Annotated in this window: 27 protein-coding genes; 14 read left to right on the forward strand and 13 right to left on the reverse strand. The window is 61.3% G+C overall.

Annotation, left to right across the window (positions count from 1 at the left end; genetic code table 11):
* Positions 1 to 6: 6 nt before the first annotated feature.
* Together I6E73_RS06400 and I6E73_RS06405 are read left to right on the forward strand one after the other, a co-directional pair.
* Complete coding sequence (locus I6E73_RS06400; RefSeq protein ID WP_197123972.1) at positions 7 to 444, forward strand: DUF1801 domain-containing protein; 438 nt, start codon at positions 7 to 9, stop codon at positions 442 to 444.
* 9 nt (positions 445 to 453) lie between these two features.
* Positions 454 to 858 (forward strand): hypothetical protein, encoded by a 405-nt coding sequence (locus I6E73_RS06405; protein WP_197123975.1) that lies wholly within the window; start codon positions 454 to 456, stop codon positions 856 to 858.
* A 21-nt stretch (positions 859 to 879) separates the two neighbouring features.
* On the opposite strand, the gene I6E73_RS06410 is transcribed toward I6E73_RS06405, so the two are convergent.
* The 3 genes from I6E73_RS06410 to I6E73_RS06420 form a co-directional block, all read right to left on the reverse strand.
* Positions 880 to 1548, reverse strand: a complete 669-nt coding sequence (locus I6E73_RS06410; RefSeq protein ID WP_197123977.1) for a hypothetical protein — start codon at positions 1546 to 1548, stop codon at positions 880 to 882.
* Between the two features lie 55 nt (positions 1549 to 1603).
* Positions 1604 to 1852: a hypothetical protein gene (locus I6E73_RS06415; protein ID WP_197123979.1), complete on the reverse strand. Its 249-nt coding sequence runs from the start codon at positions 1850 to 1852 to the stop codon at positions 1604 to 1606.
* Between the two features lie 100 nt (positions 1853 to 1952).
* A complete protein-coding gene (locus I6E73_RS06420; RefSeq protein WP_197123981.1) occupies positions 1953 to 2960 on the reverse strand; it encodes an aldo/keto reductase in 1008 nt (335 codons plus the stop codon).
* A 90-nt stretch (positions 2961 to 3050) separates the two neighbouring features.
* On the opposite strand from I6E73_RS06420, the gene msrA reads away from it, so the two are divergent.
* From msrA to I6E73_RS06450, 6 genes are all read left to right on the forward strand, one after another.
* A complete protein-coding gene (gene msrA, locus I6E73_RS06425; protein WP_197123983.1) occupies positions 3051 to 3572 on the forward strand; it encodes a peptide-methionine (S)-S-oxide reductase MsrA in 522 nt (173 codons plus the stop codon).
* Between the two features lie 127 nt (positions 3573 to 3699).
* Positions 3700 to 3912, forward strand: a complete 213-nt coding sequence (locus I6E73_RS06430) for a methyltransferase (RefSeq protein ID WP_197105985.1) — start codon at positions 3700 to 3702, stop codon at positions 3910 to 3912.
* A 202-nt stretch (positions 3913 to 4114) separates the two neighbouring features.
* Positions 4115 to 4609 carry a single-stranded DNA-binding protein gene (locus I6E73_RS06435; RefSeq protein WP_231600579.1) on the forward strand — a complete coding sequence of 165 codons (495 nt, stop codon included), beginning with the start codon at positions 4115 to 4117 and terminating at the stop codon, positions 4607 to 4609.
* Positions 4610 to 4679: 70 nt separating this feature from the next.
* Positions 4680 to 5159 carry a hypothetical protein gene (locus I6E73_RS06440; protein ID WP_197123985.1) on the forward strand — a complete coding sequence of 160 codons (480 nt, stop codon included), beginning with the start codon at positions 4680 to 4682 and terminating at the stop codon, positions 5157 to 5159.
* A 47-nt stretch (positions 5160 to 5206) separates the two neighbouring features.
* Positions 5207 to 6889: an energy-dependent translational throttle protein EttA gene (gene ettA / locus I6E73_RS06445; RefSeq protein ID WP_197105983.1), complete on the forward strand. Its 1683-nt coding sequence runs from the start codon at positions 5207 to 5209 to the stop codon at positions 6887 to 6889.
* 2 nt (positions 6890 to 6891) lie between these two features.
* Entirely contained in the window at positions 6892 to 7359 is a 468-nt protein-coding gene (locus tag I6E73_RS06450; RefSeq protein WP_197105982.1) for a thioesterase family protein, read from the forward strand.
* 65 nt (positions 7360 to 7424) lie between these two features.
* Here the strand turns inward: I6E73_RS06450 and I6E73_RS06455 are convergent, their stop codons facing one another.
* From I6E73_RS06455 to I6E73_RS06475, 5 genes are all read right to left on the reverse strand, one after another.
* The gene (locus tag I6E73_RS06455; RefSeq protein ID WP_197123987.1) at positions 7425 to 8660 is read right to left on the reverse strand and encodes a glycerate kinase; all 1236 of its coding nucleotides are present in this window, start codon (positions 8658 to 8660) and stop codon (positions 7425 to 7427) included.
* 111 nt (positions 8661 to 8771) lie between these two features.
* The gene (locus I6E73_RS06460; protein WP_197105980.1) at positions 8772 to 9665 is read right to left on the reverse strand and encodes a glycine betaine ABC transporter substrate-binding protein; all 894 of its coding nucleotides are present in this window, start codon (positions 9663 to 9665) and stop codon (positions 8772 to 8774) included.
* 103 nt (positions 9666 to 9768) lie between these two features.
* On the reverse strand, positions 9769 to 10728 hold the full coding sequence (locus I6E73_RS06465; RefSeq protein ID WP_197105979.1) for a proline/glycine betaine ABC transporter permease: 960 nt from the start codon (positions 10726 to 10728) through the stop codon (positions 9769 to 9771).
* Entirely contained in the window at positions 10725 to 12023 is a 1299-nt protein-coding gene (locus I6E73_RS06470) for a glycine betaine/L-proline ABC transporter ATP-binding protein (RefSeq protein WP_197123989.1), read from the reverse strand. Before I6E73_RS06470 ends, I6E73_RS06465 begins: the two co-directional genes overlap by 4 nt.
* A 424-nt stretch (positions 12024 to 12447) precedes the next feature.
* Positions 12448 to 13302 carry an acyl-CoA thioesterase II gene (locus I6E73_RS06475; protein WP_197125184.1) on the reverse strand — a complete coding sequence of 285 codons (855 nt, stop codon included), beginning with the start codon at positions 13300 to 13302 and terminating at the stop codon, positions 12448 to 12450.
* A gap of 31 nt (positions 13303 to 13333) precedes the next feature.
* Here I6E73_RS06475 and I6E73_RS06480 point away from each other — a divergent pair, with 31 nt between their 5' ends.
* Positions 13334 to 14014, forward strand: coding sequence for a hypothetical protein (locus tag I6E73_RS06480; RefSeq protein ID WP_197123991.1), 681 nt, complete (start codon positions 13334 to 13336; stop codon positions 14012 to 14014).
* Here the strand turns inward: I6E73_RS06480 and I6E73_RS06485 are convergent.
* Together I6E73_RS06485 and I6E73_RS06490 are read right to left on the reverse strand one after the other, a co-directional pair.
* Complete coding sequence (locus tag I6E73_RS06485) at positions 14011 to 14823, reverse strand: DUF2510 domain-containing protein (protein WP_197123993.1); 813 nt, start codon at positions 14821 to 14823, stop codon at positions 14011 to 14013. The two genes, I6E73_RS06480 and I6E73_RS06485, sit on opposite strands and share 4 nt — an antisense overlap.
* A gap of 38 nt (positions 14824 to 14861) precedes the next feature.
* Complete coding sequence (locus I6E73_RS06490; protein ID WP_197123995.1) at positions 14862 to 16535, reverse strand: FAD-binding dehydrogenase; 1674 nt, start codon at positions 16533 to 16535, stop codon at positions 14862 to 14864.
* Between the two features lie 241 nt (positions 16536 to 16776).
* Here I6E73_RS06490 and pdhA point away from each other — a divergent pair, with 241 nt between their 5' ends.
* Genes pdhA through I6E73_RS06515 form a run of 5 tightly spaced genes read left to right on the forward strand, consistent with a single transcriptional unit; the run spans position 16777 to position 21791 of the window.
* A complete protein-coding gene (gene pdhA / locus I6E73_RS06495; RefSeq protein ID WP_197123997.1) occupies positions 16777 to 17895 on the forward strand; it encodes a pyruvate dehydrogenase (acetyl-transferring) E1 component subunit alpha in 1119 nt (372 codons plus the stop codon).
* Complete coding sequence (locus I6E73_RS06500; protein ID WP_197123999.1) at positions 17892 to 18893, forward strand: alpha-ketoacid dehydrogenase subunit beta; 1002 nt, start codon at positions 17892 to 17894, stop codon at positions 18891 to 18893. The genes pdhA and I6E73_RS06500 overlap by 4 nt, the downstream gene beginning before the upstream one ends.
* Positions 18893 to 20404, forward strand: a complete 1512-nt coding sequence (locus I6E73_RS06505) for a dihydrolipoamide acetyltransferase family protein (RefSeq protein ID WP_197124001.1) — start codon at positions 18893 to 18895, stop codon at positions 20402 to 20404. Before I6E73_RS06500 ends, I6E73_RS06505 begins: the two co-directional genes overlap by 1 nt.
* Positions 20405 to 20439: 35 nt before the next feature.
* Positions 20440 to 21012 (forward strand): signal peptidase II, encoded by a 573-nt coding sequence (locus I6E73_RS06510; protein WP_231599672.1) that lies wholly within the window; start codon positions 20440 to 20442, stop codon positions 21010 to 21012.
* Positions 21009 to 21791, forward strand: a complete 783-nt coding sequence (locus I6E73_RS06515; RefSeq protein WP_197124003.1) for a hypothetical protein — start codon at positions 21009 to 21011, stop codon at positions 21789 to 21791. The genes I6E73_RS06510 and I6E73_RS06515 overlap by 4 nt, the downstream gene beginning before the upstream one ends.
* Positions 21792 to 21811: 20 nt before the next feature.
* Here I6E73_RS06515 and I6E73_RS06520 read toward each other — a convergent pair whose 3' ends face one another.
* Genes I6E73_RS06520 through I6E73_RS06530 form a run of 3 tightly spaced genes read right to left on the reverse strand, consistent with a single transcriptional unit; the run spans position 21812 to position 24833 of the window.
* Positions 21812 to 22756, reverse strand: coding sequence for a cation diffusion facilitator family transporter (locus tag I6E73_RS06520; RefSeq protein ID WP_197105970.1), 945 nt, complete (start codon positions 22754 to 22756; stop codon positions 21812 to 21814).
* Positions 22753 to 23877 (reverse strand): bifunctional glycosyltransferase family 2/GtrA family protein, encoded by a 1125-nt coding sequence (locus I6E73_RS06525; RefSeq protein WP_197124005.1) that lies wholly within the window; start codon positions 23875 to 23877, stop codon positions 22753 to 22755. Before I6E73_RS06525 ends, I6E73_RS06520 begins: the two co-directional genes overlap by 4 nt.
* Complete coding sequence (locus I6E73_RS06530; protein WP_197124007.1) at positions 23874 to 24833, reverse strand: phosphodiester glycosidase family protein; 960 nt, start codon at positions 24831 to 24833, stop codon at positions 23874 to 23876. Before I6E73_RS06530 ends, I6E73_RS06525 begins: the two co-directional genes overlap by 4 nt.
* Positions 24834 to 24890: the final 57 nt, after the last annotated feature.

Below are 24890 nucleotides of genomic sequence, written 5' to 3' on the forward strand. Positions count from 1 at the left end.
CCTGACGTGAACACACCGAACAAAACGGCCCCCACCACGGTCACCGTTGCCGAGTTCATCGACTCCGTGCCGACCGAACGGCGGCGGGATGAGGCGCAGACTCTTCTGGATATCTTTGGCCGTGTCTCTGGCCAGCCTGCAGTGATGTGGGGCACATCCATCATTGGGTTCGGCTCTAGTCACTATCGGTATGCCACCGGTCGTGAGGGAGATACGGCCACGATTGGTTTTTCTCCGCGCAAGGCCACAATCTCGCTGTACACGGCTCGCAATTTTCGGGAGTTCCCGGAGCTGCTTGAGCGACTGGGAACCCATGAACTGGCGGTGGGCTGTCTTTATGTCAAGAAGTTGGCGGATGTCGATCTTGCGGTTCTCGAGGAGTTGCTGACGCGAAGCTATGAGGTCGCCCGTTTTGATTACGATGCGCTCGCCGAGGATGACTGAGGCTCCGGCGTGAACCGTAGGCGGGCTCTCCTGGCGGCCGCGGTAGCTGGTGTGGCGCTAATCACCGTCTCGGGGTGCATCGCAGGGCCGGAGCCGACGGTCGCAGTTTTCGAGGTCCCCAGTGGTGGTCAGTTCACGATCGAGCTTGTGACCCCGGAACTCGTTGAGCATGCTCAGGCACTGCTGGCGGGGGAGAACCTGGCCGCGGTGCCTCAGGGAGTCGTCGTGCGGGAACCGTCGTCGGTAAACATGCCGTGGTCGTGGCACATCGACCCTGCCACGCTTGAGTTCACCAACATCACGACCGAGGCGTGCGATGGTATTCCGCAGTATGTCGAGGATGAGATTCTGACCTCAGACAGTTTTTGTCCGTGGTCTGCTCGTGTTATTGCGGTTGAGGGACCTGACGCCTAGGCCGTGTGGTGGTCCACGTTGTTAGTCGCGCTCGGGAGTGATGACGACTGTCGGAGTCGGTTCCGAGCCTGACGCGGTAGCGGAAGACGGCGGTGTGGACGAACCCGTAGACGGTGTTGAGCTGCCTTCGGCGGCTTGACGCGACGCCCATTCTTGCTGCTTGACGACGAGCTCGTCTTCGGCTTCGCCGGTTTCGTATTTCCAGCTGGCGAGGTCTTGAGCGAAGAGCTTCTTGGCGCGACCGGGACGGGCTTGCCAATCGATGAGGCCGTCTTGCAGCTCTGCGAGGTCTTGTTCGGCCTGGAAGCTGTAGTTGACGGAGTTCTTCTTCATGGCCGCGAGCTTGTGAGAAGCCCAGTCGGCGGCGATGTTTGCACCCTTGAGGGGGAGGAGGCGCACTCGAACTTCGGCTTCGCTTGCCTGGTAGTCGACGTGCTCTTTTTCGCCGGCGGAGAGAGTGCTCCAGGCAGCAGCGCGACGGCCCGATGAAATAAGAGCAGCGACGGCGGCAGCCTTGGCTTGGCGGTCTTGGTGGCCGATAAGGCGACGCAGCGAAGAGCGCGCGATAAGCCCGACAATGATTCCTCCGACAACGATCGCGAGGAAGGGCACTAGAGCGTTCGTAACAAACGTCCAGCCTGCATCGGAGTTGAACCAGTCGACGATGTCGTTCCACCACTCAAGAATCATGTTGGCACTGTAACCCGGCTAGCGCACGTGACCCGATAGCGACAGGCGCGTCACATCAAAACCGGAAGATATCGAGCGCATCGTCGATGGTCCAGAAATCGCCGAGGGGCAAGAAGCGACGCTGGCGTTGCAGCATTCGCTTGGCTTGAAAGCGGAATCCTGCCGCAGATTGCCAGCGGTGAACGTAGCCCAACACTTCGCCATCTTGGCGGGTGATGCGCCACAGATCGTCGTTGAGTTGAATAGTCACAACGCTTGAGCGAATCGAGCGCGTAGGGCCAGCGAAATCGAGAGTGGTGGTCATGGGTGCTCCTGACAAATATCGAACGCGAATGTGTGTAATTCGAATATATGTTCGAACGCTGACATTTGTCCGTTAGGAGCACCTCAATGACGAGGTTGGGTTAGCGCAAAGCTGTACCGTCGACCGCGAGCGGCTCGATGGCGGCAAGTTCGGCATCCGTCAATGCTGGGCCTTCGAGGGCGGCAAAGTTGTTCTCCAATTGCGAGACGCTGCTGGCTCCGACGAGAGCTGAAGTGATCTGCGGATGCCGCAGCACCCACGTCAGCGCGAGCTGAGCAAGGCTTTGTCCGCGGTTATGAGCGATCTCGTTGAGGGCGCGAACACGCTGCAGGTACGTGTCGCTAAGGGCTCCGGGTTGAAGCCAGCGACCTTCAGCGGCGCGAGAACCTTCGGGGATCGTGCCGTCCATGTAGCGGTCGGTGAGTAGCCCCTGAGCAAGCGGCGAGAACACGATGCTGCCGGCGCCGATCTGGTCGAGTACGGGGAACAGCCCGTCTTCGATGTGCCGATCAAACATGTTGTAGCGGGGCTGGTGAATCGTGAGCGGAATGCCGTATTCGGCGAGTGCTTCTTGCGCGGCGAGGGTCTGTTCGGGGGTGTAGCTAGAGACGCCGACGTAGAGCGCCTTGCCCGAGTTCACGGCCGTCGCGAGGGCGCCCATGGTTTCTTCGATGGGAGTCTCGGGGTCGGGGCGGTGGTGGTAATAAATGTCGACGTAGTCGAGGCCCATGCGGGCGAGGCTGGCGTCGAGCGAGGAGATCAAGTACTTGCGCGAACCGAAGTCTTGGTACGGGCCCGGGCCCATGTCGAAGCCGGCCTTCGTCGAGACGATCATTTCGTCGCGGTAGGGGACGAAATCGTCGGCGAAAATCTCGCCAAAGTTGCGCTCGGCGGCGCCGATTTCAGGGCCGTAGTTGTTGGCCAGATCGAAGTGGGTTATGCCGAGGTCGAACGCGCGGCGCAGGATCGCTCGTTGCGTTGCGCGGGGGCGGTCATCGCCGAAGTTGTTCCACAATCCCAACGAGATCGCGGGAAGTGTGAGGCCACTGCGGCCTACGCGGTGATATTCGGTGGTGTCATATCTAGTGGGGGAGGCTTCGTAAGGCATTCGTTCAGCATATGCCCAGCGACTGAGGGAACACAGCACGCGAGGTGTGCGTTGTATGAGACATCCAGCCCAAGAAAGTAGGCTCAACTTATGCACACATTTCATCTCGCAGGCGGCTGTTTCTGGTGCCTCGACGCGGTCTACCGCACCCTTAACGGCGTCACCGACGTAGTCTCTGGATACACCGGCGGCACAGTGCCCAACCCCAGCTATGAGCTGGTTTGCACTGAGACCACGGGCCACGCGGAAGCGGTTGCGGTTACCTTTGACCCTGAGGTCATCCCCGACGAAGTAATTCTCGACGTGTACTTCACCCTCCACGACCCGCGCCAGTTGAACCGTCAGGGCAACGATGTTGGTTCGTCGTACCGTTCGGCGATGTTTTATGAGGATGACGAACAGAAGGCGCTCTTCGAGGCGGCCCGTGACCGCGCATCCGAGTATTGGGATGGCGGCATTGTCACCACGATCGAGCCTCTCGACACCTACTACAACGCTGAGTCGTATCACCAGGACTTCTTCGCGCAGAACCCCGGCCAGGGGTATTGCATGGCGGTTGCGTTGCCCAAGGTCAACAAAATTCGTTCATCGTTCTCGAGCTACATCAAGTAGTACTCGGCAGCGACACAATCTGTGCGCCGTCTCGCACGAAGGTCTTTATCTTCGTCGCGAGGCGGCGTACGGTCGTTAACGAACGACACTGGCGTCGCTTTCTTACTAATTCGAAGGAGGTTCGGAAATGACAAACCACACTCTGACCGGACAAACCTGGGTGGCATTCACGCAGGCGGGAGCAGTTGGCTCGGTGCACCGGGTAACAGACGGGTTCACCTTCAAGTTATTGAAAGACGAAGACTATCGAGCGGTGTATCCGACTCTGGATGCCGCGAAGGCTGCCCTGCACGCAAACCTGCTTCCCGGCACGGCGTGGCCTGAGTTCCGCGAGCACTAGGCTGACCGACCACTTCTCCTGATAGCGGGCGCGGTGTGTCCGGCATCCACAGATGCTTTCACGCACCTCGCTCGCTTTGGCGTGCTGACGAACACTGGTGTCAGACGGATGCCGGGTCGGCTTCCCGGCACGAGTGTCGGCCCGCATCTGTCTCCCACATCGGCCGCGTTGTTCGCTTCGTGGCCCAGACCAAGGAGCAGATATGTCAGACACCATTACCGTTTCGGGGCTCGTCGCGACGACCCCACGGCACATCGTCACGAGCGAGGGCCTGCCGATTACATCATTCCGGCTCGCATCTACGCAGCGTCGGTTTGACCGCAGCAATCAGCGGTGGATCGACGGCGAAACCAACTGGTACACGATCACCTCGTTTCGCCAGCTCGCGATCAACAGCGCTACGTCGATCGGTAAGGGCGATCGCGTCGTGCTCAGCGGGCGGCTGAAGATTCGCGAATGGGAGAACGCTGACCGCAGCGGCACCAACATTGAGATTGAAGCAGACTCGCTCGGTCACGATCTCATGTGGGGCACTGCTCAGTTTTCTCGAACCATCTCCAGCGTGAGCTCAGCGAGTCACCAGACCGAGAGCGACGATACGTTCCCCGCAGCTGACGCTGACGCTGACGCTGACGCTGACGCCGCTGAAGAAGGCAAGCTCGTTGCAGCGGGAAGCAGCGCAGTCAAACCCTTCTGAGCGGATCGTGCGCGCAAGCAATCTAGACTTGATGCGGCCCTGAAGTCTCGTGGCCGATGAAGGGAATGCAATGCGCGTACGACCCACTCGCCGACTCGGTGCAGTTCTTGCCCTTACCTTGGCGGCAGCAGTCGCGCTCAGCGGTTGCGTAGCGGAGACGCCCGAACCGACAGCAACCCCCACAACATCAACGACGCCGGCTCCCGAAGCCAGCGAGACTGCCCCCATGCTGCGCCCCGGCGAGAATGCCGTCGCTAATCGTCGATTCTTCGACCAGATCAACACCGAGTACTTCGAAGCGAACGGTCGCGGAGATGGCCGCAGCATCGTCGACAACCTCATCGAAAACGGTTTCGAGAAGCAAGACATGGAAGTTACTGCAGACACCACTGCAATCGGCCTCGCCACAGACTCCATCGTGGTCTCCGTGCGCATCAAGGGAGAGTGCCTGCTTGGCCAGTTTGCTCCCGATAACTACGTCTCATCCATCGAACCGCTTTTGGGCACCGGTGGCTGTCTTGTCGGAAAGACGCGCGCAATCGACTGGTAGTCCCTAATCGGGTTCGACTCACGCTCAGCGCTCCGTAGAATGGTCACATGGCCGAATTCATTTATTCCATGGTGCGCGCGCGAAAAGCGGTCGGCGACAAGCTCATCCTTGACGACGTCACAATGTCGTTCTATCCCGGCGCGAAGATTGGTGTGGTCGGCCCTAACGGTGCCGGTAAGTCCACAATCCTCAAGATCATGGCGGGCCTCGACATCCCCAGCAACGGTGAAGCCCGCCTGAGCCCTGGGTATTCCGTCGGCATTCTCATGCAGGAGCCCGAACTCGACGAAACCAAAACGGTTCTCGAAAACGTGCAAGAAGGCGTTGGACCGATCAAGGCCAAGGTTGACCGTCACGCGGCCATTGGCCTCGAAATGGCTGAGCCAGACGCCGACTTTGACGCGCTCATGGCTGAAATGGGTTCGCTTCAGGAAGACATCGACGCTGCTGATGCGTGGGACCTCGACTCCCAGCTTGAACAAGCAATGGATGCCTTGCGCACCCCGCCAGGAGACTGGCCCGTCAACAAACTCTCCGGCGGAGAGAAGCGCCGTGTTGCGCTCACCAAGCTGCTCCTTCAGAAGCCTGACCTGCTGCTTCTCGATGAGCCCACTAACCACCTCGATGCCGAAAGTGTTCTTTGGCTCGAGCAGCACCTCTCCAAGTACCCGGGCGCCGTACTGGCCGTAACCCACGATAGGTACTTCCTCGACCACGTCGCCGAGTGGATTGCTGAAGTTGACCGCGGTCACCTTTACCCCTACGAGGGCAACTACTCCACCTACCTCGAGAAGAAGCAAGAACGTCTCCAGGTTCAGGGCAAGAAAGACGCCAAGCTCGCGAAGCGTCTCTCGAGCGAACTCGAGTGGGTGCGCTCCAACTCCAAGGGCCGCCAGACCAAGTCGAAGGCTCGACTCGCACGCTACGAAGAAATGGCGAACGAAGCGGAGAAGACCAGAAAGTTGGACTTCGAAGAAATCGTCATCCCGATGGGGCCACGCCTCGGCGCGCAGGTCATCGACGCCAAGAACCTCAAGAAGGGTTTCGACGAGCGCATCCTGATCGATGGGCTCAGCTTCACCCTTCCCCGCAACGGAATTGTGGGAGTGATTGGCCCGAACGGTGTCGGTAAGACCACGCTGTTCAAGACCATCGTGGGGCTTGAGCCGCTCGACTCTGGAGACCTGAAGGTCGGCGAAACAGTCGACATCTCGTACGTCGACCAGACTCGTGGCGGTATCGACCCCAACAAGACGCTGTGGGAAGTTGTTTCTGACGGCCAGGACTACATCCAGGTCGGCAAGACTGAAATTCCGTCGCGCGGGTACGTCTCGCAGTTCGGCTTCAAGGGTCCAGACCAGCAAAAGAAGGCCGGTGTGCTCTCCGGTGGTGAGCGCAACCGCTTGAACCTCGCGCTCACGCTCAAGCAGGGCGGAAACCTTCTCCTGCTTGACGAACCGACTAACGACCTGGACGTCGAGACTCTCGGAAGCCTCGAAAACGCGCTCCTCGAGTTCCCCGGCTGCGCTGTGGTGATCACTCACGATAGGTGGTTCCTCGACCGCATCGCTACCCACATCCTCGCCTATGAAGGTTCGGAAACGAATCCCGGTTACTGGCACTGGTTCGAGGGCAACTTCGACGCTTATGAAGAGAACAAGATCGAGCGTCTCGGCCCCGACGCGGCCAAGCCTCACCGCAGCGCCTACCGCAAGCTCACCCGCGACTAGCCATGAGATTGCACATCCCGCTCCCGCTGCGCTGGTCAGACGTTGACGCGTACCAACACGTCAACAACGCCGAAGTGTTTCGTCTCCTCGAAGAGGCGCGCATTCACGCATTCTGGCCAGTAGCGGGAGCGGATGCGCCCCTCACCGCCGTGCTCGATGGTCGTCCAGGCGGCGCCACCATGACGCTTATTGCGCGTCAAGAAATCGAATACCTGCTTCCGATCCCGTACATGCGCGAACCCATCGACATCCAGATGTGGATCGGGCGCGTCGGGGGAGCAAGCCTCGAAGTTTGCTACGAGATTTACACTCCCGTGGGCGTAGAGCCTCAACAACTTTTTGTTCGAGCATCCACCACATTGGTGCTTGTTGATGCTGCAACCTCACGGCCCATGCGCATTAGCCAAGCGCAACGCGCTGTATTCAACGACTACGCCGAGGAACCGCTTCAATTCGCCAAGCGGCGCTAGTCGCACGCGCTAATTCCGAAGTGCTAGCTGTCAGACGCTAGGTGCCAAGCGCTAGCTGTCAGACGCTAGTTGCCGAGCGTCGCGTCGTCGTCGCCTTCTTCATCTCTGAACTCGGCGTCGAGGTCAGTGGGCTCGAACCATTCGGCGATAGCGTGCGCGCCACGCGCTTCGAGCAGCGGAGCCGCCAGCTGGAAGAGTTCTTTGCGGCTCTCGATACCTGAGCCCAGCGGCAGAGCTACGTCGATGCCAGCAGCCTTCGCTTCGCTCGGGCTCATTCCCACACTGCCCGCAATTACCGCGAGCCACCCGCTTGGGCCTTTGGCGCCGCGCAGGTAGTCAACAACTTTGCCGTCGAGCGACTGCGAATCGAAGCGGCCCTCGCCGGTAAGAATGATGTCGGCGCTGGCGATTACCTCGCTCAACCCGATCGCATCGGCAACCAGCTGGGCGCCGGGAACCAACTCTGCGCCGAAGAGCGCCACAAGAGGAGTGGCCATACCGCCGCCGGCTCCCATGCCGGGCAGGGCGCAGATTCCGGCGGCAGAGAAGCCGCGTTCGGCAGCCAGCGGTGTCTCTGCCAGCACTTCGGCAAGTCTGGTGAGCCCGGCATCCAAGACAGCGACATCGGATGCCGAAGCCCCCTTCTGAGGCCCGAAGACGTGGGCTGCGCCCTGTTCTCCCACCAGCGGGTTGGTCACATCGACGGCGATGCGCCACTGCGTCTCCCGTGCGCCGGCGATGAGCCCGCTGAGGTCGATCGTTGAGAGGGAGGCTAGCGCGCCTCCTCCGGGTGCCAGTTCGTTGCCCTCGGCGTCGAGGAATCGCGCACCGAGCGCGCGGAGGATGCCCGTACCGCCGTCGGTGGTTGCGGAGCCGCCGAGAAAGAGCGTCACGTCGCGCGCGCCATTGTCGATGAGGCGTGCGGCGATGAGGCCGACGCCGTAGCTGTCGGCACGCAGCGCCTGCAGCGGAACATCGCTGACGTAGGGGAGTCCATTGGACTGTGCGGCTTCGATGATCGCCCGGCGACCTTCGCTGTCGAGTCCGTAGCTGGCTTCGCGTTCGCGACCGATGGCATCCACCGTCGTCATCGTGAGCGCCGGCTGGAGCCAGGCGGCCAGTACGGCATCGAGTGAGCCTTCTCCGCCGTCAGCCATGGGGAACGTGAGCACAGTGGCTGACTCGGGAAGCATTTCGCGGGCTCCACGTTCGAGAGCCGCTGCGGCATCCGCAGCGCTCAGGCTGCCTTTGAACGAATCGGGAGCGATGACGACGACAGGATTATCAATTGCTGGCACCATTCGACCCTAGCGTGACACCGGATGGTTGCCGTGCGCACGCAAAAAGGGGCCGCCCGAAGGCGACCCCTTTTCGTGAGTTACAGCACCGAAGTGCTGAAAGCTACAACAGTATTAGCTGGTGAGGCCGTCTACGTAGTCCTGGTTCGCTGCAATCCAGTCAGCAACGATGGGCTCGAAGTCGGTTCCTTCGTACTCGTTGTACATGACGTTCTCGAGCGAGTAAAGCAGCTCGGAGTCCATCTTGAAGCTCGAGATCCACTCGGTGACCTCAGGCATGTCGTCGCTCAGGGTGTCGCGTGCGAAGGAGTGAATTTCTTCAACGTCTCCGAGCGTTCCCTCGGGGTCAGCAAGGTCCTTGATGTCGAATGCATCGTAGGCCCAGTGCGGACGCCAGAGAGTGACGGCAATGTTCTCGCCGTTGTCGAGTGCAGCCTGCAGTTCAGCAAGCATGGCGGGGGTCGACGAGGTGAGAAGTTCCATGTCGTCGAGGCCGTAGGTCGGCATGGTGTTGTTCAGGACTGCTTCAGTGAGTCCTGCACCAGGCTCGATACCAACGATGCGGTTGCCGAAAGCGTCAGCGTTTGCTGCGAGCTCGTCGAGCGAATCGATGGGGGCATCAGAGTTGACTGCAACGGTCAGGCCAGCTTCGCTGTTCCATGCGCCGAGGTCTTCAATGGTGTCGCCGTACTCTTCCATCAGGCTTGCGTGAGTGATGGGGAGCCATCCGTCAAGCGCGATGTCGTAGTCACCGGTGCTGAGGCCCGAGAAGATCGGGGTAACGTCAGCGTATTCGAGCTCTACGTTGTAACCCTTTTCTTCAAGGATTGCCTTCCAGAGGTACGAAACTGCTTCGCCCTCAGGCCATCCGTTGAATACGGCAATGCTGAGATCCTTGCTCTCAACAGCGTCGCCGGACGCGGTGTCGTCTCCGCCTGCGGCGCAAGCCGACAGACCGAGGAGCGCAGCGGCTCCGATTGCAATTGCAGCACGTGTCTGCTTCTTCATTGTGTCGTCCTTTTCTGTCAACGCTAAAGCGTCGACGATGTTGACGTCGATGCATACAGGATTTTCTGCATGCGGGAAACGAGCGCGGGTTGGCGCCCGAAAATTAGCGAACGGGGGGAGTGTGTTCGGCTGGTTCGGTCGTAGCGGCCGAGCTGTCTGCGGTGGTGTCAACCACTTCCGATTCTTCGCTACGGCTACGAACCTTGAAGGACTCGATAATGAACTGGAAGTAGCCCTTGCCCGATCCGAAGGATGCCGTGAGGCGGTCCAGGAAGATGGCCAAGATAACTACAGACAGTCCAGCCTCGAAGCCGAGTGCGACATCCGCTCGGCTCAAGCTCTGGATAACGGGCTGGCCGAGGCCGCCGGCACCAACCATGGACGCGATAACGACCATGGAGAGCGAGAGCATGATGACCTGGTTGATACCGGCCATGATTGACGGCAGAGCCAGCGGAAGCTGAATCTGTCGAAGGATGCGGCCGGGCGATGCGCCGAAAGCCTGGCCGGCTTCAACAACTTCGCTATCCACACCGCGAATTCCGAGTTCCGTGAGGCGAACACCGGGTGCAAGAGCGAAGAGCACGGTCGCGACGATTCCGGGAACGTCACCAATGCGGAACAGGATGAGCGCAGGAATCAGGTAAACGAAGGCGGGCATCGTCTGCAGGAAGTCCAAGATCGGCTTCACGATGGTCGAGACCGTTCGGTACTTAGCCGCCAGAATTCCTAACGGAACACTGATAATGATGGCTAGGAAGGCCGCGACGAGCACGAGCGCCATGGTGTCCATCGCGTTTTCCCACTGGTCAAGCGTGAGAATGAGCAGAAAACCAAGGATGCTTCCTACCGAGAACATCCAACCGCGAGCCACAAAAGCAATGACGGCGAAGATGATCAGGATGACCCAGAAGGGTGGGGAGGTGAAGAGGAAGTTCATTCCGTCGGAGATCGACGCAATGATGAACTTAATGACGTCGAAGAAGGCGCCAAAAGTTTCAGTGATGTAGTCAATACCGTTTTCGACCCACTGGCCGAGGGGAATTCTGAGGAAGTCGTTCATCGTGCGTCCTCCTTCGCGTCGGAGCTCGTATCGCTGGCGTCAAGGGCGTCGGTGATGACCGAGGTCGAGACGGTAAGAGGCGGTTCGATGGCTTGAAATTCATCGGTGTCGGTCGTGACGTTGCCGAGAGCAGCAAGCAGAGTAACGCGAGGTACGACACCGCGCAGGCGGCCACGCTCGTCGAGAACGGCGAGCGGAAGGGGGCTTTCGACCGAGGGAACGAAAAGTTCCGACAGGTAGGTGTTTTCGTCCACCGCGTTGTATTCGTCGCTCAAGATTGTTGTCAGGTCGCTGACGCCCTTGCGGACGAGCCTCATGACGTCAGCATCGCGAACGACGCCCTGGAGCGTGCGGTCGCGGCTGATCACGAAAGCCGTTGAGGTCTGAAGGTCACGCATGACCTTCAGTGCTGCGCGCGGTCCGCCACTGGCGAAGACCGTCGCACGGACGGGCTCCATGACGCTGGCGGCCGTGAGAACACGCGAGCGGTCAACATCCTGAACGAACTGAGCAACATAGTCGTTGGCCGGGTCGGTGAGGATGTCTTCTGGCGTGCCGATCTGAACGATGCGGCCGTCACGCATCACTGCGATGCGATCTCCGAGGAACATTGCCTCGTTGAGATCGTGAGTGATGAAGATGATGGTTTTGCCGAGTTCGGTCTGAAGCTCAAGCAGCTGCTCTTGCATTTCGCGACGAATCAGCGGGTCGAGAGCACTGAATGCCTCGTCCATGAGGAGGATGTCGGTATCGGCAGAGAGGGCGCGGGCCAGGCCGACGCGCTGCTGCATTCCACCGGAAAGTTCGGAGGGCATCTTGGAGCCCCATCCCTTGAGACCAACGAGGTCGATGGTCTTCTGGGCGCGAGCGAGACGTTCAGCCTTCGGCATTCCCTGAACTTCAAGGGCGTACGCGGCGTTCTCAAGAACGGTGCGGTGCGGGAACAGGGCGAAGTGTTGGAACACCATCGAAATGTGACGGCGGCGAACCTCGCGAAGCTTGGGACCGGAAATGCCGGTGATCAGGTCGCCACCGACGGTGACGCTGCCCGATGTGGTGTCCCACAGTCCGTTAAGCATGCGGATGAGGGTGGACTTTCCGGATCCGGAAAGGCCCATGACTACGAAGATTTCACCGGGGCGAACGTCGAAGCTCGCATCGATGACGGCTGCTGTTCCCAGGTCCGTAATCTCATCGCGGGTGGCGCCATGCTGAAGCCGTTCAACGGCTTCCTGTGGACGGCGGCCGAACACCTTGTAGATGTTCTTCGCGCTAACAGCAAATTTCTCGGTCACATTCTCCTGATTACTCGGCACCTTAAGGGCTTCGCTTCTCTCAATTACGGTCCGGGTTGAACGCAGGGCTCTGTCAATTCCAAGGTGGTTCTGCTGGGAAAAGATAGGGGAGCGCTTTCGGAGCAACTCCACTGCGAAACAACCGTACGAGCGACATCCCGGTGACGGGGTGGCGCGCGCGGCCTGATTTCGTAGCACCTTGCCTACAGGGCCCAAAAAAGGGGCACACCGGCAGCAAGGCCGATATCAACGGTAACGTTTTTTGGGTTTTTCCGCAGTTTCAGGTCCACCAGATTGGGGACATCCAGTGACGGCGACCGGGCGCGATCCGCGGCACAGTAGGGATCGAGCGGGGTCATCTTTGTTACTTGTTTGTTACCTATCGGAACTAAAAGAGCCGTCCAATTTGACGAATCGGGGCCTTCTAGCGAGGAGGGCGCACCATTCCCTCTTGCGCAACGCTCGCGATTAAACGGCCAGAGCGATCGTAGATTCGACCGAGCGAAAGGCCACGGCCACCAATGGCAGTCGGAGACTCCTGCACATAGAGGAGCCACTCATCCACTCGAGCTTCGCGATGCCACCACATGGCGTGGTCAAGACTCGCCACCTTGATTCCGGGTGTGACCCAGGCGAGGTCGTGGCGTCGCATGATTGATTCCAGAATTGAGTAGTCGCTCGCGTACGCCAGCGCTGCCCGGTGCAGGTTCATGTCGTCGGGCATCGGGCCAACCGATTTGATCCACACGGCCTGATGCGCGACGCTGCCGCCATCAACGCTCATAAAGATGGGCGAGGTGACGTAGCGCATGTCGAAGGGGCGCTCAGATGCCCAATAGCGAGCGACCGGATGATCGACGCTCGCCAGTGACTCAGCGGTCGTGGGCAGCGACTCCGGGTCAGGAAGATCTGCGGGCATGTCGATCTGGTGGTCGAGGCCTTCATCGTCATCCTGGAACGAAGCAATTGCCGACAAGATCGGCACGCCATCTTGATACGCCTGAGTGCGCCGCGTTGAGAAGGAGCGACCATCGTGAATGCGGTCAACAGAGAACGTGATCGGAAGGTTCACGTCGCCCGGGCGGAGGAAATATCCGTGCATGGAATGCACGACGCGGTCCTCAGCGAGAGTGCGCTGCGCGGCAACGAGAGCCTGCGCTAACACCTGGCCGCCGAAGACGCGGCCCTGCGGCATCCACTGGCTGGGACCAGTGAAAATGTCTTCGCTTGTTCGTGCGCCGGTGTCGGTCAGATCGAGGGCAGTCAGAAGCCCAGACATAGGGTCGCTCATGCCTGTAGTTTAGAGGCCTATGACTGGATCGTTTACTTTGGTGGATTCCCTGGCGCTGGGAGATCTGCAGGTTTTCTTGGGCCGTGCCGCCCGAGTCGATGAGGGCTCTGTGCGACTCATCGGTGGCGCCGGCGTTCTCGCCGTCTATGTATCCGTTCTTCACCCTGCCGGGCTCCTTGACCAGAGCCCCACAGTGCTGGGACTTCGCACCTTCGCTTTGTCATCAACGGATGATTTCGATGCCGTCGTTCCGGTTCGCTCCCTGCTTGGCCGCATTGAGAGCGCCGTCGAGGCTTCTGCCGCTAGCTTTTCTGAGCCTGTTGCCGTCAACTTGCCGATGAGCGTCAACACCGTCACGTGGGCCGCGATTACGCCACCGCGCGGGGGATGGGTCGCGATCGATTCTGTTCCGAGTGCCGTGCTTGAAGAAGCAGCGCGGGCGGGCATTGAAGAAGTCGCCGCCGCTATTCCCACCGGAACCGGCGAAGCGATTGTGCACAAAGTGCGCACCGAAGTATGGGGGCGTCCGCTAGACGAACCCGACTACGTGCCCGCGGGTGCAGGGTTCGCAGCCGTTAGCTTGGGTTTTCTCGCCGATGATGAGGCGGCATCGGTCTATGAATCTGGAGCGTGGACGCGACTATCGACTAAGCGCGGTCACATTCTCGTGAAGCGCCGCGCCTGGTCAGTCGCGCGCTAGAGGGTTTCTACTGCCCGGCTGAACAACATGCCCATGAACACGACTGTTGTCGCAAACATGATGGCCGTGACGCCGAACGCTGCCCACATCGGCGCGAGTCCTTGACCGGTGCGCTTCTTGACCACAACACAACGGCCGATGACGTAGATCAGCCAACCGAGGAAGATGAACGCCCAGTGGAAGGGGCGGTCGATGCCGCGATGATCGAGTTCGCGTCGGTCGAAGATCGCCAAGGGAATGTTGACCAGGAACATGAGCCAACCCGAGATCATCATCCACAGGTAGCCGGGGTCAACGAGCAGACGTAGCTGGGCGTCGGTCGGAGTGTCGGTCGGGCGCGGGACAAGAGCGTCAAGGTCGATGGCGAACAGGCCGGGAAGTGAAATCAGCGGCAAGAGCACGAATACCCACATTTGCCAGGTGTTCGTTCCGGTATCGCTGACGTCGCTGGGGGCTGCATAGGTGTAGTTGGCGGCCGGGTTCACGACTGGTGGGGTAGCAACCGTTGCTGCTGGCGTCGTTGTCGCTGCCGGCGTCGTTGCGGCAGGAGAAACGGGCGTAATTGGAGGCACCGAATTCGCCGCTGCTGATGGCGTCGCGGCAGGGAAAGCCCCCGATTGCGCCGAGGATGTAGCTGTTGCTGCCGCTGCCGCTGCAGCGGCAGGAGCAGGAGTCGGCAACGGGGTCGCATCTTCGGGCACCGTGTTGGCAGCAGCCCAGGCGGTTCCACTCCACCAACGGGGTGCGGCTCCTCCGGCGGGATCGCGATACCAGCCGGCAGGAGGAAGGGGAGTCGATGCGTCGTTCACCCTGCGATTCTAACGGCGGCGAGAGGCAAATCTGACACTTACTCGGTGGCGACACTCCGCCCCGCCACGCTTCGACCGGCGGCACGCCCGCTGAAAAGGCAACCGCCGAGAAACGTGCCCTCGAGCGCGCGATAGCCGTGCATCCCTCCGCCTCCGAAACCGCTGGCTTCTCCGGCCGCCCACAAGCCGGCAACGGGTGCGCCATCGGCGTCGAGCGCTCGTGCCGAGAGATCAGTCTGGATGCCGCCCAAACTCTTGCGGGTAAGAATATTCAGCTTGACCGCAATCAGCGGTCCCGCTTTTGGATCGAGGATGCGGTGGGGCTTGGCCACCCGAATCAGCTTGTCTCCGACGTAGTTGCGCGCCTGGCGCAGCGCAGTGATTTGGGAGTCTTTGGTGAACTTATTGGTGAGTTCGCGATCCCGAGCTTCAATCTCGCGGCGCACGTGAGCGGCGTCGATCGCAATGTCGGGGGTGAGGTTCTGCATGCCGTCGAGTAGCTCGTCGAGAGTGTCAGCCACCACGAAGTCAGCGCCGTGCTTCTTGAACGCTTCGACGGGACCGGTGGCGCCCGTGCTGAGCCGTTGCTTGAGCAACTCGCGCATGCTTTTGCCCGTGAGGTCGGGGTTCTGCTCGCTGCCCGAGAGGGCGAACTCCTTCTCGATGATCGACTGTGTGAGCACGAACCAGGAGTGGTCGTAGCCGGTGGAGACGATGTGCTCAAGCGTGCCGAGAGTGTCGAAGCCGGGAAACAGGGGAGCGGGCAAGCGGTGTCCGGTGGCATCGAGCCAGACGCTCGAGGGGCCGGGGAGGATGCGGATGCCGTGCTTCGGCCACACCGGATCCCAGTTCTGGATGCCCTCCACGTAGTGCCACATGCGGTCGCCGTTGATGAGGCGAGCTCCGGCGCTTTCAGCGATGCCGAGCATCCGGCCGTCGACATGCGCGGGAACGCCGCTGAGCAAATTCTTGGGTGCTGAGCCCAATCTGGTGGGCCACTGGGCGCGCACGAGATCGTGGTTGCCGCCGATTCCACCCGAGGTCACGATCGTGGCGGGAGCACGGAGTTCGAAATCACCGACTACGGTTCGGTTGCTTGCCGCACCACGCACCGCGTCATCCGGGGCCAGTGTTGCTCCACGGACGCCCACGACGGCACGGTTCTCGGTAATCAGTTCATCGACACGGTGGCGCACGTGAAGGGTGGCGAGCCCCTTCTCGATGCCGCTGCGGAGAGCCGCAACAAACGGCTCGATCACCGCGGGGCCGGTGCCCCACGTGATGTGAAACCGCGGAACCGAATTGCCGGGGCCCAGGGCGGTATTCCCGCCGCGTTCGGCCCAGCCAACAACGGGGAAAAACTTCACCCCGCGCTCGCGGAGCCACTCGCGCTTCTCGCCGGCAGCAAACTGAAGATAGGCCTCCGCCCAGCGGCGCGGCCACTCGTCTTCGTCTCGATCAAAACCGGCAGTGCCGAACCAGTCCTGCGTAGCGAGCTCGAGAGAGTCTTTGATGCCCAGCCGTCGCTGTTCCGGCGAATCAATGAGGAACATCCCGCCGAACGACCACCACGCTTGGCCGCCAAGACTCGCCTCTGGCTCCTGCTCGACGAGCGCGATGCGCTTGCCCGCCGCGAGTAATTCAGCCGCCGCGACCAATCCGGCGAGGCCTCCGCCGACAACGATCGCGTCCAATTCGGGGGACTGCGGCATCCGTGACTCCTTCGACACTCGGTGCCGCCGACATTGGTGACCCCTGCGCTGACAGTATGCCGGTCATCCTCACAATCTGGGGCAACTTTGGCGTGGAACCTTGTGCCCCGCCCACGGGGTAGGTACCGTCAGATTAACTCCGAGCGACGAGGCTCGGATCAACCTGCGATTTACCAATCGCGGTTGTGAGGATCGCTAGAGCGCAGCACATCAGCAGGCGCGCTGGCGGATCGGAGAAACGATGAGTACCACCGTGCCCGTGAAAGCCCAGATGTCTGGAGCGAAGAAGCAAACTCCTGAGTTTGTTCAACTTCTTGACCCAGACGGAAAACGGTTAAGCGACGAACTCTATGACCCTTGGGTGTCAGACGTCACCGGTGATCAGCTCGCAAGTCTCTATGAAGACCTCATCATCGTGCGCCGTATCGATACGGAAGCAACCGCTCTGCAGCGTCAGGGCGAACTTGGCCTTTGGCCACCACTTCTCGGGCAGGAAGCCGCTCAGGTCGGCTCTGCCCGCACTCTGCGCCCCGACGACTTTGTCTTCTCCAGCTATCGCGAGAATGCGGTGGCGTACTGCCGCGGAGTGCAGCTGCCTGACCTAGTGCGGGTCTGGCGCGGCACAGCAGCCTCTGGTTGGGATCCTTTCGAAGTCGGAATGGCAACGCCGGCCGTCATCATCGGTGCCCAGACGTTGCACGCCACCGGCTATGCCGTTGGCTGCACATTCGACGGCGTTGACAGCGTTTCGGTTGCGTACTTCGGCGATGGTGCGACGAGCGAGGGAGATGTCAGCGAAGCGATGGTGTTCGCGGCCTCCTTCAACGCTCCCGTGATTTTCTTCTGCCAAAACAACCAGTGGGCGATCTCTGAGCCTGTGGGGCTTCAGGCTCAGCGGCCGATTGCCGACCGTGCTCCGGGGTTCGGGATTCCGAGCATCCGGGTCGATGGCAACGACGTGTTGGCCGTCATGGCGGCAACCCGCAGTGCCCTTGACCGGGCGCGCAATGGCGGTGGGCCCACGTTTATCGAAGCCGTGACGTATCGTCGCGGGCCGCACACGACCTCCGATGACCCGAGCCGCTATGTTGACCCGGTTGTTGCCAAGGAATGGGAAGCGAAAGATCCCATTGCGCGCGTGGAAGCCTTTTTGCGCAGCGAAGGGGTGCTGACCGACGAACTGGCGGCATCCATCCAGGCTCGAGCAGATGCAGTGGCGGCCGAATTCCGCGCCGGATGCTTGGCGCTGGAGAACCCCGAACCGCTCAGCGTGTTCGACAACGTCTATGCAACCGAGCACTCGGGGCTCACGCGTCAAAAGAGCCAATACAAGGCCTACCTCGAGGGATTCGCCAAATGACTGAACTCACTCTTGCGAAAGCTCTCGGCTCTGGCCTGCGTCGCGCCCTCAGCGACGACGACAAAGTTGTCTTGCTTGGTGAAGACATCGGTACTCTCGGTGGCGTTTTTCGCGTGACCGACGGTTTGCAGCGCGACTTCGGCAAGGACCGTGTGATCGACACCCCCCTCGCCGAAGCCGGAATCATCGGTATGGCGGTGGGCCTCGCCTTCCGTGGCTACCGCCCGGTCTGCGAAATCCAGTTCGACGGCTTCATCTATCCGGGCTTCGACCAGATCGTTGCCCAGGTCGCGAAGCTGCATTACCGCACAGCAGGCAAGGTGCGGATGCCGCTGACGATCCGTGTGCCGTATGGCGGAGGTATCGGCGCTGTCGAGCACCACTCGGAGTCACCGGAGGCGTACTTCGCCCACACCGCTGGACTGCGCGTGGTCACGTGTTCGACGCCGCAGGATGCCCACAGCATGTTGCGCGAAGCAATCGCGAGCGATGACCCGGTGCTGTTCTTTGAGCCCAAACGTCGCTACTGGACCAAGGGCGAGGTCGACGAAGACGCCACCGCTCTGCCCATGGGCAAAGCGCGTGTCGTGACCGAGGGAACCGACGTCACGCTCGTGACCTATGGCCCCCTCGTCGCCACCGCTCTGGATGCCGCAGTCGCCGCCGCCGATGACGGCGTTTCTATCGAGGTGGTTGATCTTCGCTCGCTCTCTCCGGTCGACTTCGACACTGTTGAGGCGAGCGTGCGCAAGACAGGGCGGCTCGTGATTACCCACGAGGCCTCGGAATCTGGCGGCCTCGGTGCCGAGATAGCCGCAACGCTCACCGATCGCTGTTTCTACTTCTTGGAGGCGGCTCCTGTGCGCATCACGGGCTTCGATGTGCCGTACCCGGCCGCAAAGTTGGAGGACCACTTCTTGCCTGACCTTGACCGCATCCTTGACGGTGTTGACCGTGCGCTGGGTCGCGTGAATTCACTCACCGGTTGGAGCGCGTAATGGCTGTTAAAGAGTTTGCTCTGCCCGATTTGGGTGAGGGTTTGACCGAGTCTGAGATCGTTGAATGGCATGTTGCTGTCGGCGACCTTGTGACGCTCAACCAGCCCATTGCTGAGGTGGAGACCGCCAAGGCGATTGTCTCCCTGCCTTCGCCAGTCGCCGGCAAGATTTCGGCCCTGCACGCTGAGCCCGGTTCAACCGTGCAAGTGGGTACGCGTATCGTTACGTTCGAGTTGGATGGTGGCCCAGACGCCGCCTCTGACGCCGCTGGCACTCCGGCTGGCGGTGGTGCCTCTGCTGGCGCTGGCGCTGGTGCTGGTGCTGGAACTGGCGCTGGCACAGAGAGCGCGAAAGCGGATAGCGCAGGACAGGCCCCGGCCGCTGAGGTTGCCCCTGAGCGCAACGCCGTACTCGTCGGGTACGGTCCCGCCGTTGAGAGCGGCAAGCGCCCTACGCGCAAGCCTCGCGCCGTGCGTGCGGCATCCGCAGCGGCAGCGGAAGCCCCTTCGGCTGCGACTGTTGCAGAACCCGCGCCAGTGGCCGCGCCAGTGCCTGCACCCGAGACCGCGCCACAGACGGCGCCTGAGCCTGCAGTTACTCCCGCTGACGCCCGCACCAAGACGACTCCACCGGTGCGCAAGCTCGCGGCCGATCGCGGCGTCGACCTGACGCAGCTGACCGGCACGGGCCCCGAAGGCATCATCACTCGTGATGACGTGCTGAGTGCGGCCGAGCAATCGTCCGCCCCAGCGGCGACCAGCGAGGAGAGTGCGGCGGGATCACCGGCACCGCAGGCGGCGAGAGCCTTCGCGGGCACTCGTCCGCGCGAAACCCGCACCCCGATCAAGTCGGTGCGTAAGGCAACCGCGGCCGCGATGGTGGCGAGTGCGTTCACGGCACCCCATGTCACCGAGTTCTTGACGATCGATGTCACGCGCACGGTGGAGCTGGTAGCGAAGCTGAAGGCGAAGGGCACCGCAGCATCCGTTCTCTCCGTCGTTGCGAAGGCGCTGTGCATCGGTGTGGCGCGTCATCCGTCGCTCAATTCGCGGTGGGATGCCGAGGCGAACGAGATTGTTGAGTTCGGTTACATCAACTTGGGTATCGCTGTCGCGACGCCCCGGGGCCTGATGGTGCCGAACCTCAAGGATGCGGATGCCATGAGCCTCGCCGAACTCACCGACGCGATCGGCGACTTGGCGCGCAATGCGCGAGCGAGCAAAGCAACTCCGGCCTCGCTCAATGGTGGAACTATTTCGATCACCAACGTGGGCGTCTTCGGTATTGACGCGGGCACCCCCATCCTGAACCCGGGAGAAGCCGCGATTCTGGCGATGGGTGCTGTTCGCAGGATGCCGTGGGAACACCACGGCGACATTGCCCTCCGCGACGTCATGACGTTGAGCCTGTCGTTCGATCACCGGCTTGTCGACGGTGAGCAGGGCGCCCGTTTCTTGACCGATGTCGGTTCGATTCTGAACGACCCCGGCACCGTTTTGACGATGGTGTGAAAGCAGCGGTGGCCGCAACAGGTAAGAATGGTCTTATGACCGAGAATCTCGACCCTGCTGCGGCCACCACTCCTTCACGCGCACCGCGCCGTTTGCTGGTGGGTGTCTTTGCGCTCGCGGCATTCGTGATCGCGGCAGACCAGCTCAGCAAGTGGTGGGCTGAAACCAACCTCGGCGGCGGCATCAACATCCCCATCATTGGTGATCTGCTGTCGTTCCAACTCGTCTACAACCCCGGCGCCGCATTCTCTCTCGCCGAGGAATACACCTGGGTGCTCACGATTATTGCGGCGCTCGCCGTCGTCGCGATCACGTGGTACGCGTGGACGGTTCAGTCGCGCGCCTGGGCCATCGCGCTCGGCATGCTCCTCGGTGGTGCGATCACTCACCTTGGTGATCGCCTGTTCCGTGACCCCGGTTTTGCGCGCGGTCACGTCGTCGATTTTATTAACTACAACGGCTACTTCATCGGCAACATCGCCGACATTGCCCTCGTGGGCGGTGCGATCATGATCGTCATCATTTCCATCATGGGAATCGCCGCCAAGCCCGAAGAGGCAACGGCATCGAGCGCGGATGCTCCAGCGGAAGCAACGACAACCGAATGACCGATCTCAGCCTGCGCATGCCCAACACGCGTCTGCGGGCAGTGCTCAACCTCGGAACGCAGCGCTCCCCGGCGCTCGACCTCCCGCCAGCACTGAAAGCTCCCGAGCTCTTCGGCGACTGGGATGACGAAGCTCAGGTGAGCGATCTCTACGTCGAGTATGCCGATGGGCAACTGCACTTCGAAACAACGAGTGCGGGCAGTAATCACCATTTCCACACTCCGGCTGGTGAGCATCGCGGCTCGAGCCCGTGGTCGGCTAACGACACCCGCGTGCTCCTGCAGTGGGCAACGCAGCTTGCCAGTGCCTTTCACGCGCTGCTGCCGAAGCTGCTCGACGACATCACCCAGGCCGCGGCGTGGCATGATGCCGGGCTCGACCTCTACATTTGCGAGGTCGAAGAGCCGGTGCAGCTCGATCTGCTCGAGATCGAGGTCGAGGGAGAGCTCTTGACGCTCCCGTGGCTCGGTGCCGGCACCGTGACGCACGACCACATCGAGGGCGAGAATCATCCGATTGCGCTGCTCTGGGGTGCAGGGGATTCCGAGCCCGACCGACCGATTGCTCAAGCGTGGACCGATCCGCGCACGGGCGAGCCGCGCTCCAAAGCTGTGCCCGGTATTGACTGGAACGTCATCGGTCTTGCTGCCGAAGAAGTGTTGCCGTGGCTTGAGGGTATTTACCTCAACCACCATGTGATTCCGGATGCCGCGGGCACGCTCTTGAACGCCGTATTGCGGCGTTTGGGCGGCCTGTCTTCAGACCGCGCCTCGTCCTAGCGCTTCGTAGCGCTTCGTAGCTAGTCGAAGCTGATCGACGGCTCGTCGCTGACAGACAACGTCAGCACGGCCTTCTTGATCAGATCATTACCTTCGATCGAGCGTTCGAGCTCACGCAGTTGACGTGCGACTTCTTCTTCGCGGTGGTTGCCCTCCAGGTCGATGGCGGCCACGACGAACAGTTGTGACGGGCCAACAAACTCGAGGTGCAGGTAGGTGACGCGACTGATTTCGGGATGCTCGGCGAGAGCCCGCCCCGCTACAGCGCGCGCAGCATCGCCCGGCGTTTGACCGACGAGAAACCGACGATTGCGGTTGATGAGAACGACCGCCACCACACCGAGAAGGAGGCCGATCGCAAGAGAACCAACGGCATCCCACACTGAATTGCCCGTGAGCTGGTGCAGAAGGATGCCGAAGAAGGCGATGGTGAGGCCGATCAGGGCGGCAGCATCTTCGGCCAGCACCGCACGAAGGGTGGTGTTGGAACTGTTGAGGGCATATTCGAGGGTGCGGCGGCCGAAGCGCGCGGCTCCCTTTTTGGCTTGGACCATCGACTGCACGAAGGATACGCCTTCGAGCACAGCGGCGATCCCGAGCACGAGGTAGGCGATGCCGAAGTCACTGGCGGGTTCGGGGTCGATCAGCTCGGAGATTCCGTGCTGCACCGAGACGACAGCGCCCGCGGTGAACAAACCGACGGCCGCGAAGAGTGACCAGACGTAGGCCTCACGCCCGAATCCGAGTGGATGGCTCGCGTCGGCGGGTTTTACCGAGCGGCGTTCGGCAATGAGGAGAAAGATCTCATTGCCGGCGTCGGCCCACGAGTGTGCGGATTCGGCGAGCATCGAAGCCGAACCGGTGATCAATGCTGCGATCGATTTTGCAATTGCTACGAGAAGGTTGGCAACGAAGGCGACCACGACGGTGCGCACTTGTGCCGTTTTCTTGGGAGCGTCACTCATAGTTGCACGCTAGTACCGTGGCTCCTAGCCGCGGTACGCAGGGCTGGTCGATCAGCACCGAGCGCTGCGTCAGTCTCCGACTGCACCGGTGATCCTAGTGTCGCTCCTGGCTTGAAAACGAAGCGTCGCTGCACCTGGAAGCTGATGATGTAGAGCGTCACATCGGAGAAGACCTTGGCGATGACGAGCGGAACGCCCCAGTCGACGAGCACCGAGAGCCACACGTAGCTTGAGGCGACGAGCGCGAGCGCGAGAATGACGTAGCGCAGGGCATCCCGCGCCACATGTTCGCGATTGCTGGCGTTGAACACGAGGTGGCGGTTGATGAGGAAGTTCACGGAGGCGCTCACGAGCCGTGCGCCGACCACTGACACGAGCAGCGACTGGGTGAGGGCAAAGAGGATGAAGAGGCCGATCGCGTCGATCAGGAAGGCCGCCAGCGACGAGGAAATGTAGCGCAGCAGTGGCGCGAAGACTTTCACCGAATCAACGATTGGTCGAAAGTGCGAAGAGGCATTGTGCTGCAAGTAGACCGTCTCAATCTCGATTTCTTCAATCCGGATGCCGGCCGAGCGCGACCCGAGCAATGCATTCAGTTCGTACTCGAACCGTTCGCCCTTCACGCCGAGTAGCCAGTCGAGCATGGTGGCGGGGTAGCCGCGCAGCCCGGTCTGAGTGTCGCGCACGGCAACACCGGTGGCGAACTTGAAAGCGGACCGCGAGACCGCGTTGCCGAAGCGGCTGCGGGTGGGAACGTCGCCCGCGAAGGCGCGGCCGCCGAGCACCATCGCGCCGTCGGATGCCTGCAGTTGGGCAACCACGCGCAGGATGTCGCCCACTGTGTGTTGGCCGTCGCTGTCGGCGCACACAACGCCTTCGCCCGGGTGATTCTTGCGGATGGAGCGGAAGCCGAACTTGAGGGCGTGACCCTTGCCGCGGTTGTCGTCGTAGCCGATCACGTCGGCGCCGGCGTGCTGCACGGCAGCGAACAGGTCGGCATAGGCCGGGCCGCTGCCGTCATCCACCACGACGACGCGGAGCAGAGGGGCAGTCGCGCGCAGATCGCCCACGAGCTGCAGGAGCCGGCCATCCGGTTCAAATGAGGGGATGAGGATGATCATGATGCGGCTCCCACGTAGAGGATGTCTGAGGTTTCGCGTTCTCCGCCGTTGGACGGTTGGTTGACGACGGTGCCGTTGAAGTACATGGTCGAAGAGCCGCCGCCATCGAGGTTGTAGGCGGTCGTGGCCCCCAGGCTCTGCATGATCTCGGCAAGCTCGGGCAGGGTCACGCCGGCGCTGTAACCGGGGTCGCGGCCATCGACGACCACGAACACGAGGTGGTTATCGTCGATCACGCCGACCGCGGTGCGCGGCTGTTCGCCCTGGATGGAGTGATTGCCAAAGTTGGTGTCGATCTCGACGTTCTCGATACCGGCAACGACATCGCCGTCTTCGACAATTTCGGGCCCGAAAGAGAGCGTGTTCCAGACGCCGTCGGCGATCAACTCGTCGGCAGAGGTAGTGGTTTCGTCATAGACCTCGACGCTGCCGTCGAGATAGAACGCGAGCCCATCGCGGGCCGGTTCGTCGCGGTAGGTGACACCGTTGCGGATGACGATGCCAGTGTCTCGAAAGCCGTAGTAGTCGCCATTGATGGCGAAAATCGCATCGTGTTCAGCGGCGATGGACGAGGTGAGGTCGATGATGTTCTCGCCGAAGCTGTTCTGGGCAAAGGCCGACCGCAGGGCGGTCGCATCGGTGAGTTCGACATCCGCGACGTAGTAGGTGACGGTGTCGGCTCCGCTGCCAGAGACGACCGTGGAGATTGTGACGTTGGCGTCGTCGGAGGTATAGCTGGTGTCGGTAAGAACGGGCTCGGTCGTCGCTGCGGCCGTCGGCTCGGTACTCGTGGTGGTGGTGCTGTTGTCGGCTTCGTACTGGGCAACATCCGAAATCTCGACGTGCTCAATGACAAATCGATCGAGAGCCCACGCAGCGGTGCTGCCCAGACCGAGCACGAGCACCAGCACGGAGCCGATGACGATGTGCCGTTTTCGAAGAGGTTTCTTTCGCATACGTCAAGAAATACGCGCGGCAGCTATCACTCTCTAATGGGGACGCTGTGAGCTTGC

The organism is Salinibacterium sp. SWN248 (assembly GCF_015864575.1).
Classification (GTDB): domain Bacteria; phylum Actinomycetota; class Actinomycetes; order Actinomycetales; family Microbacteriaceae; genus Rhodoglobus.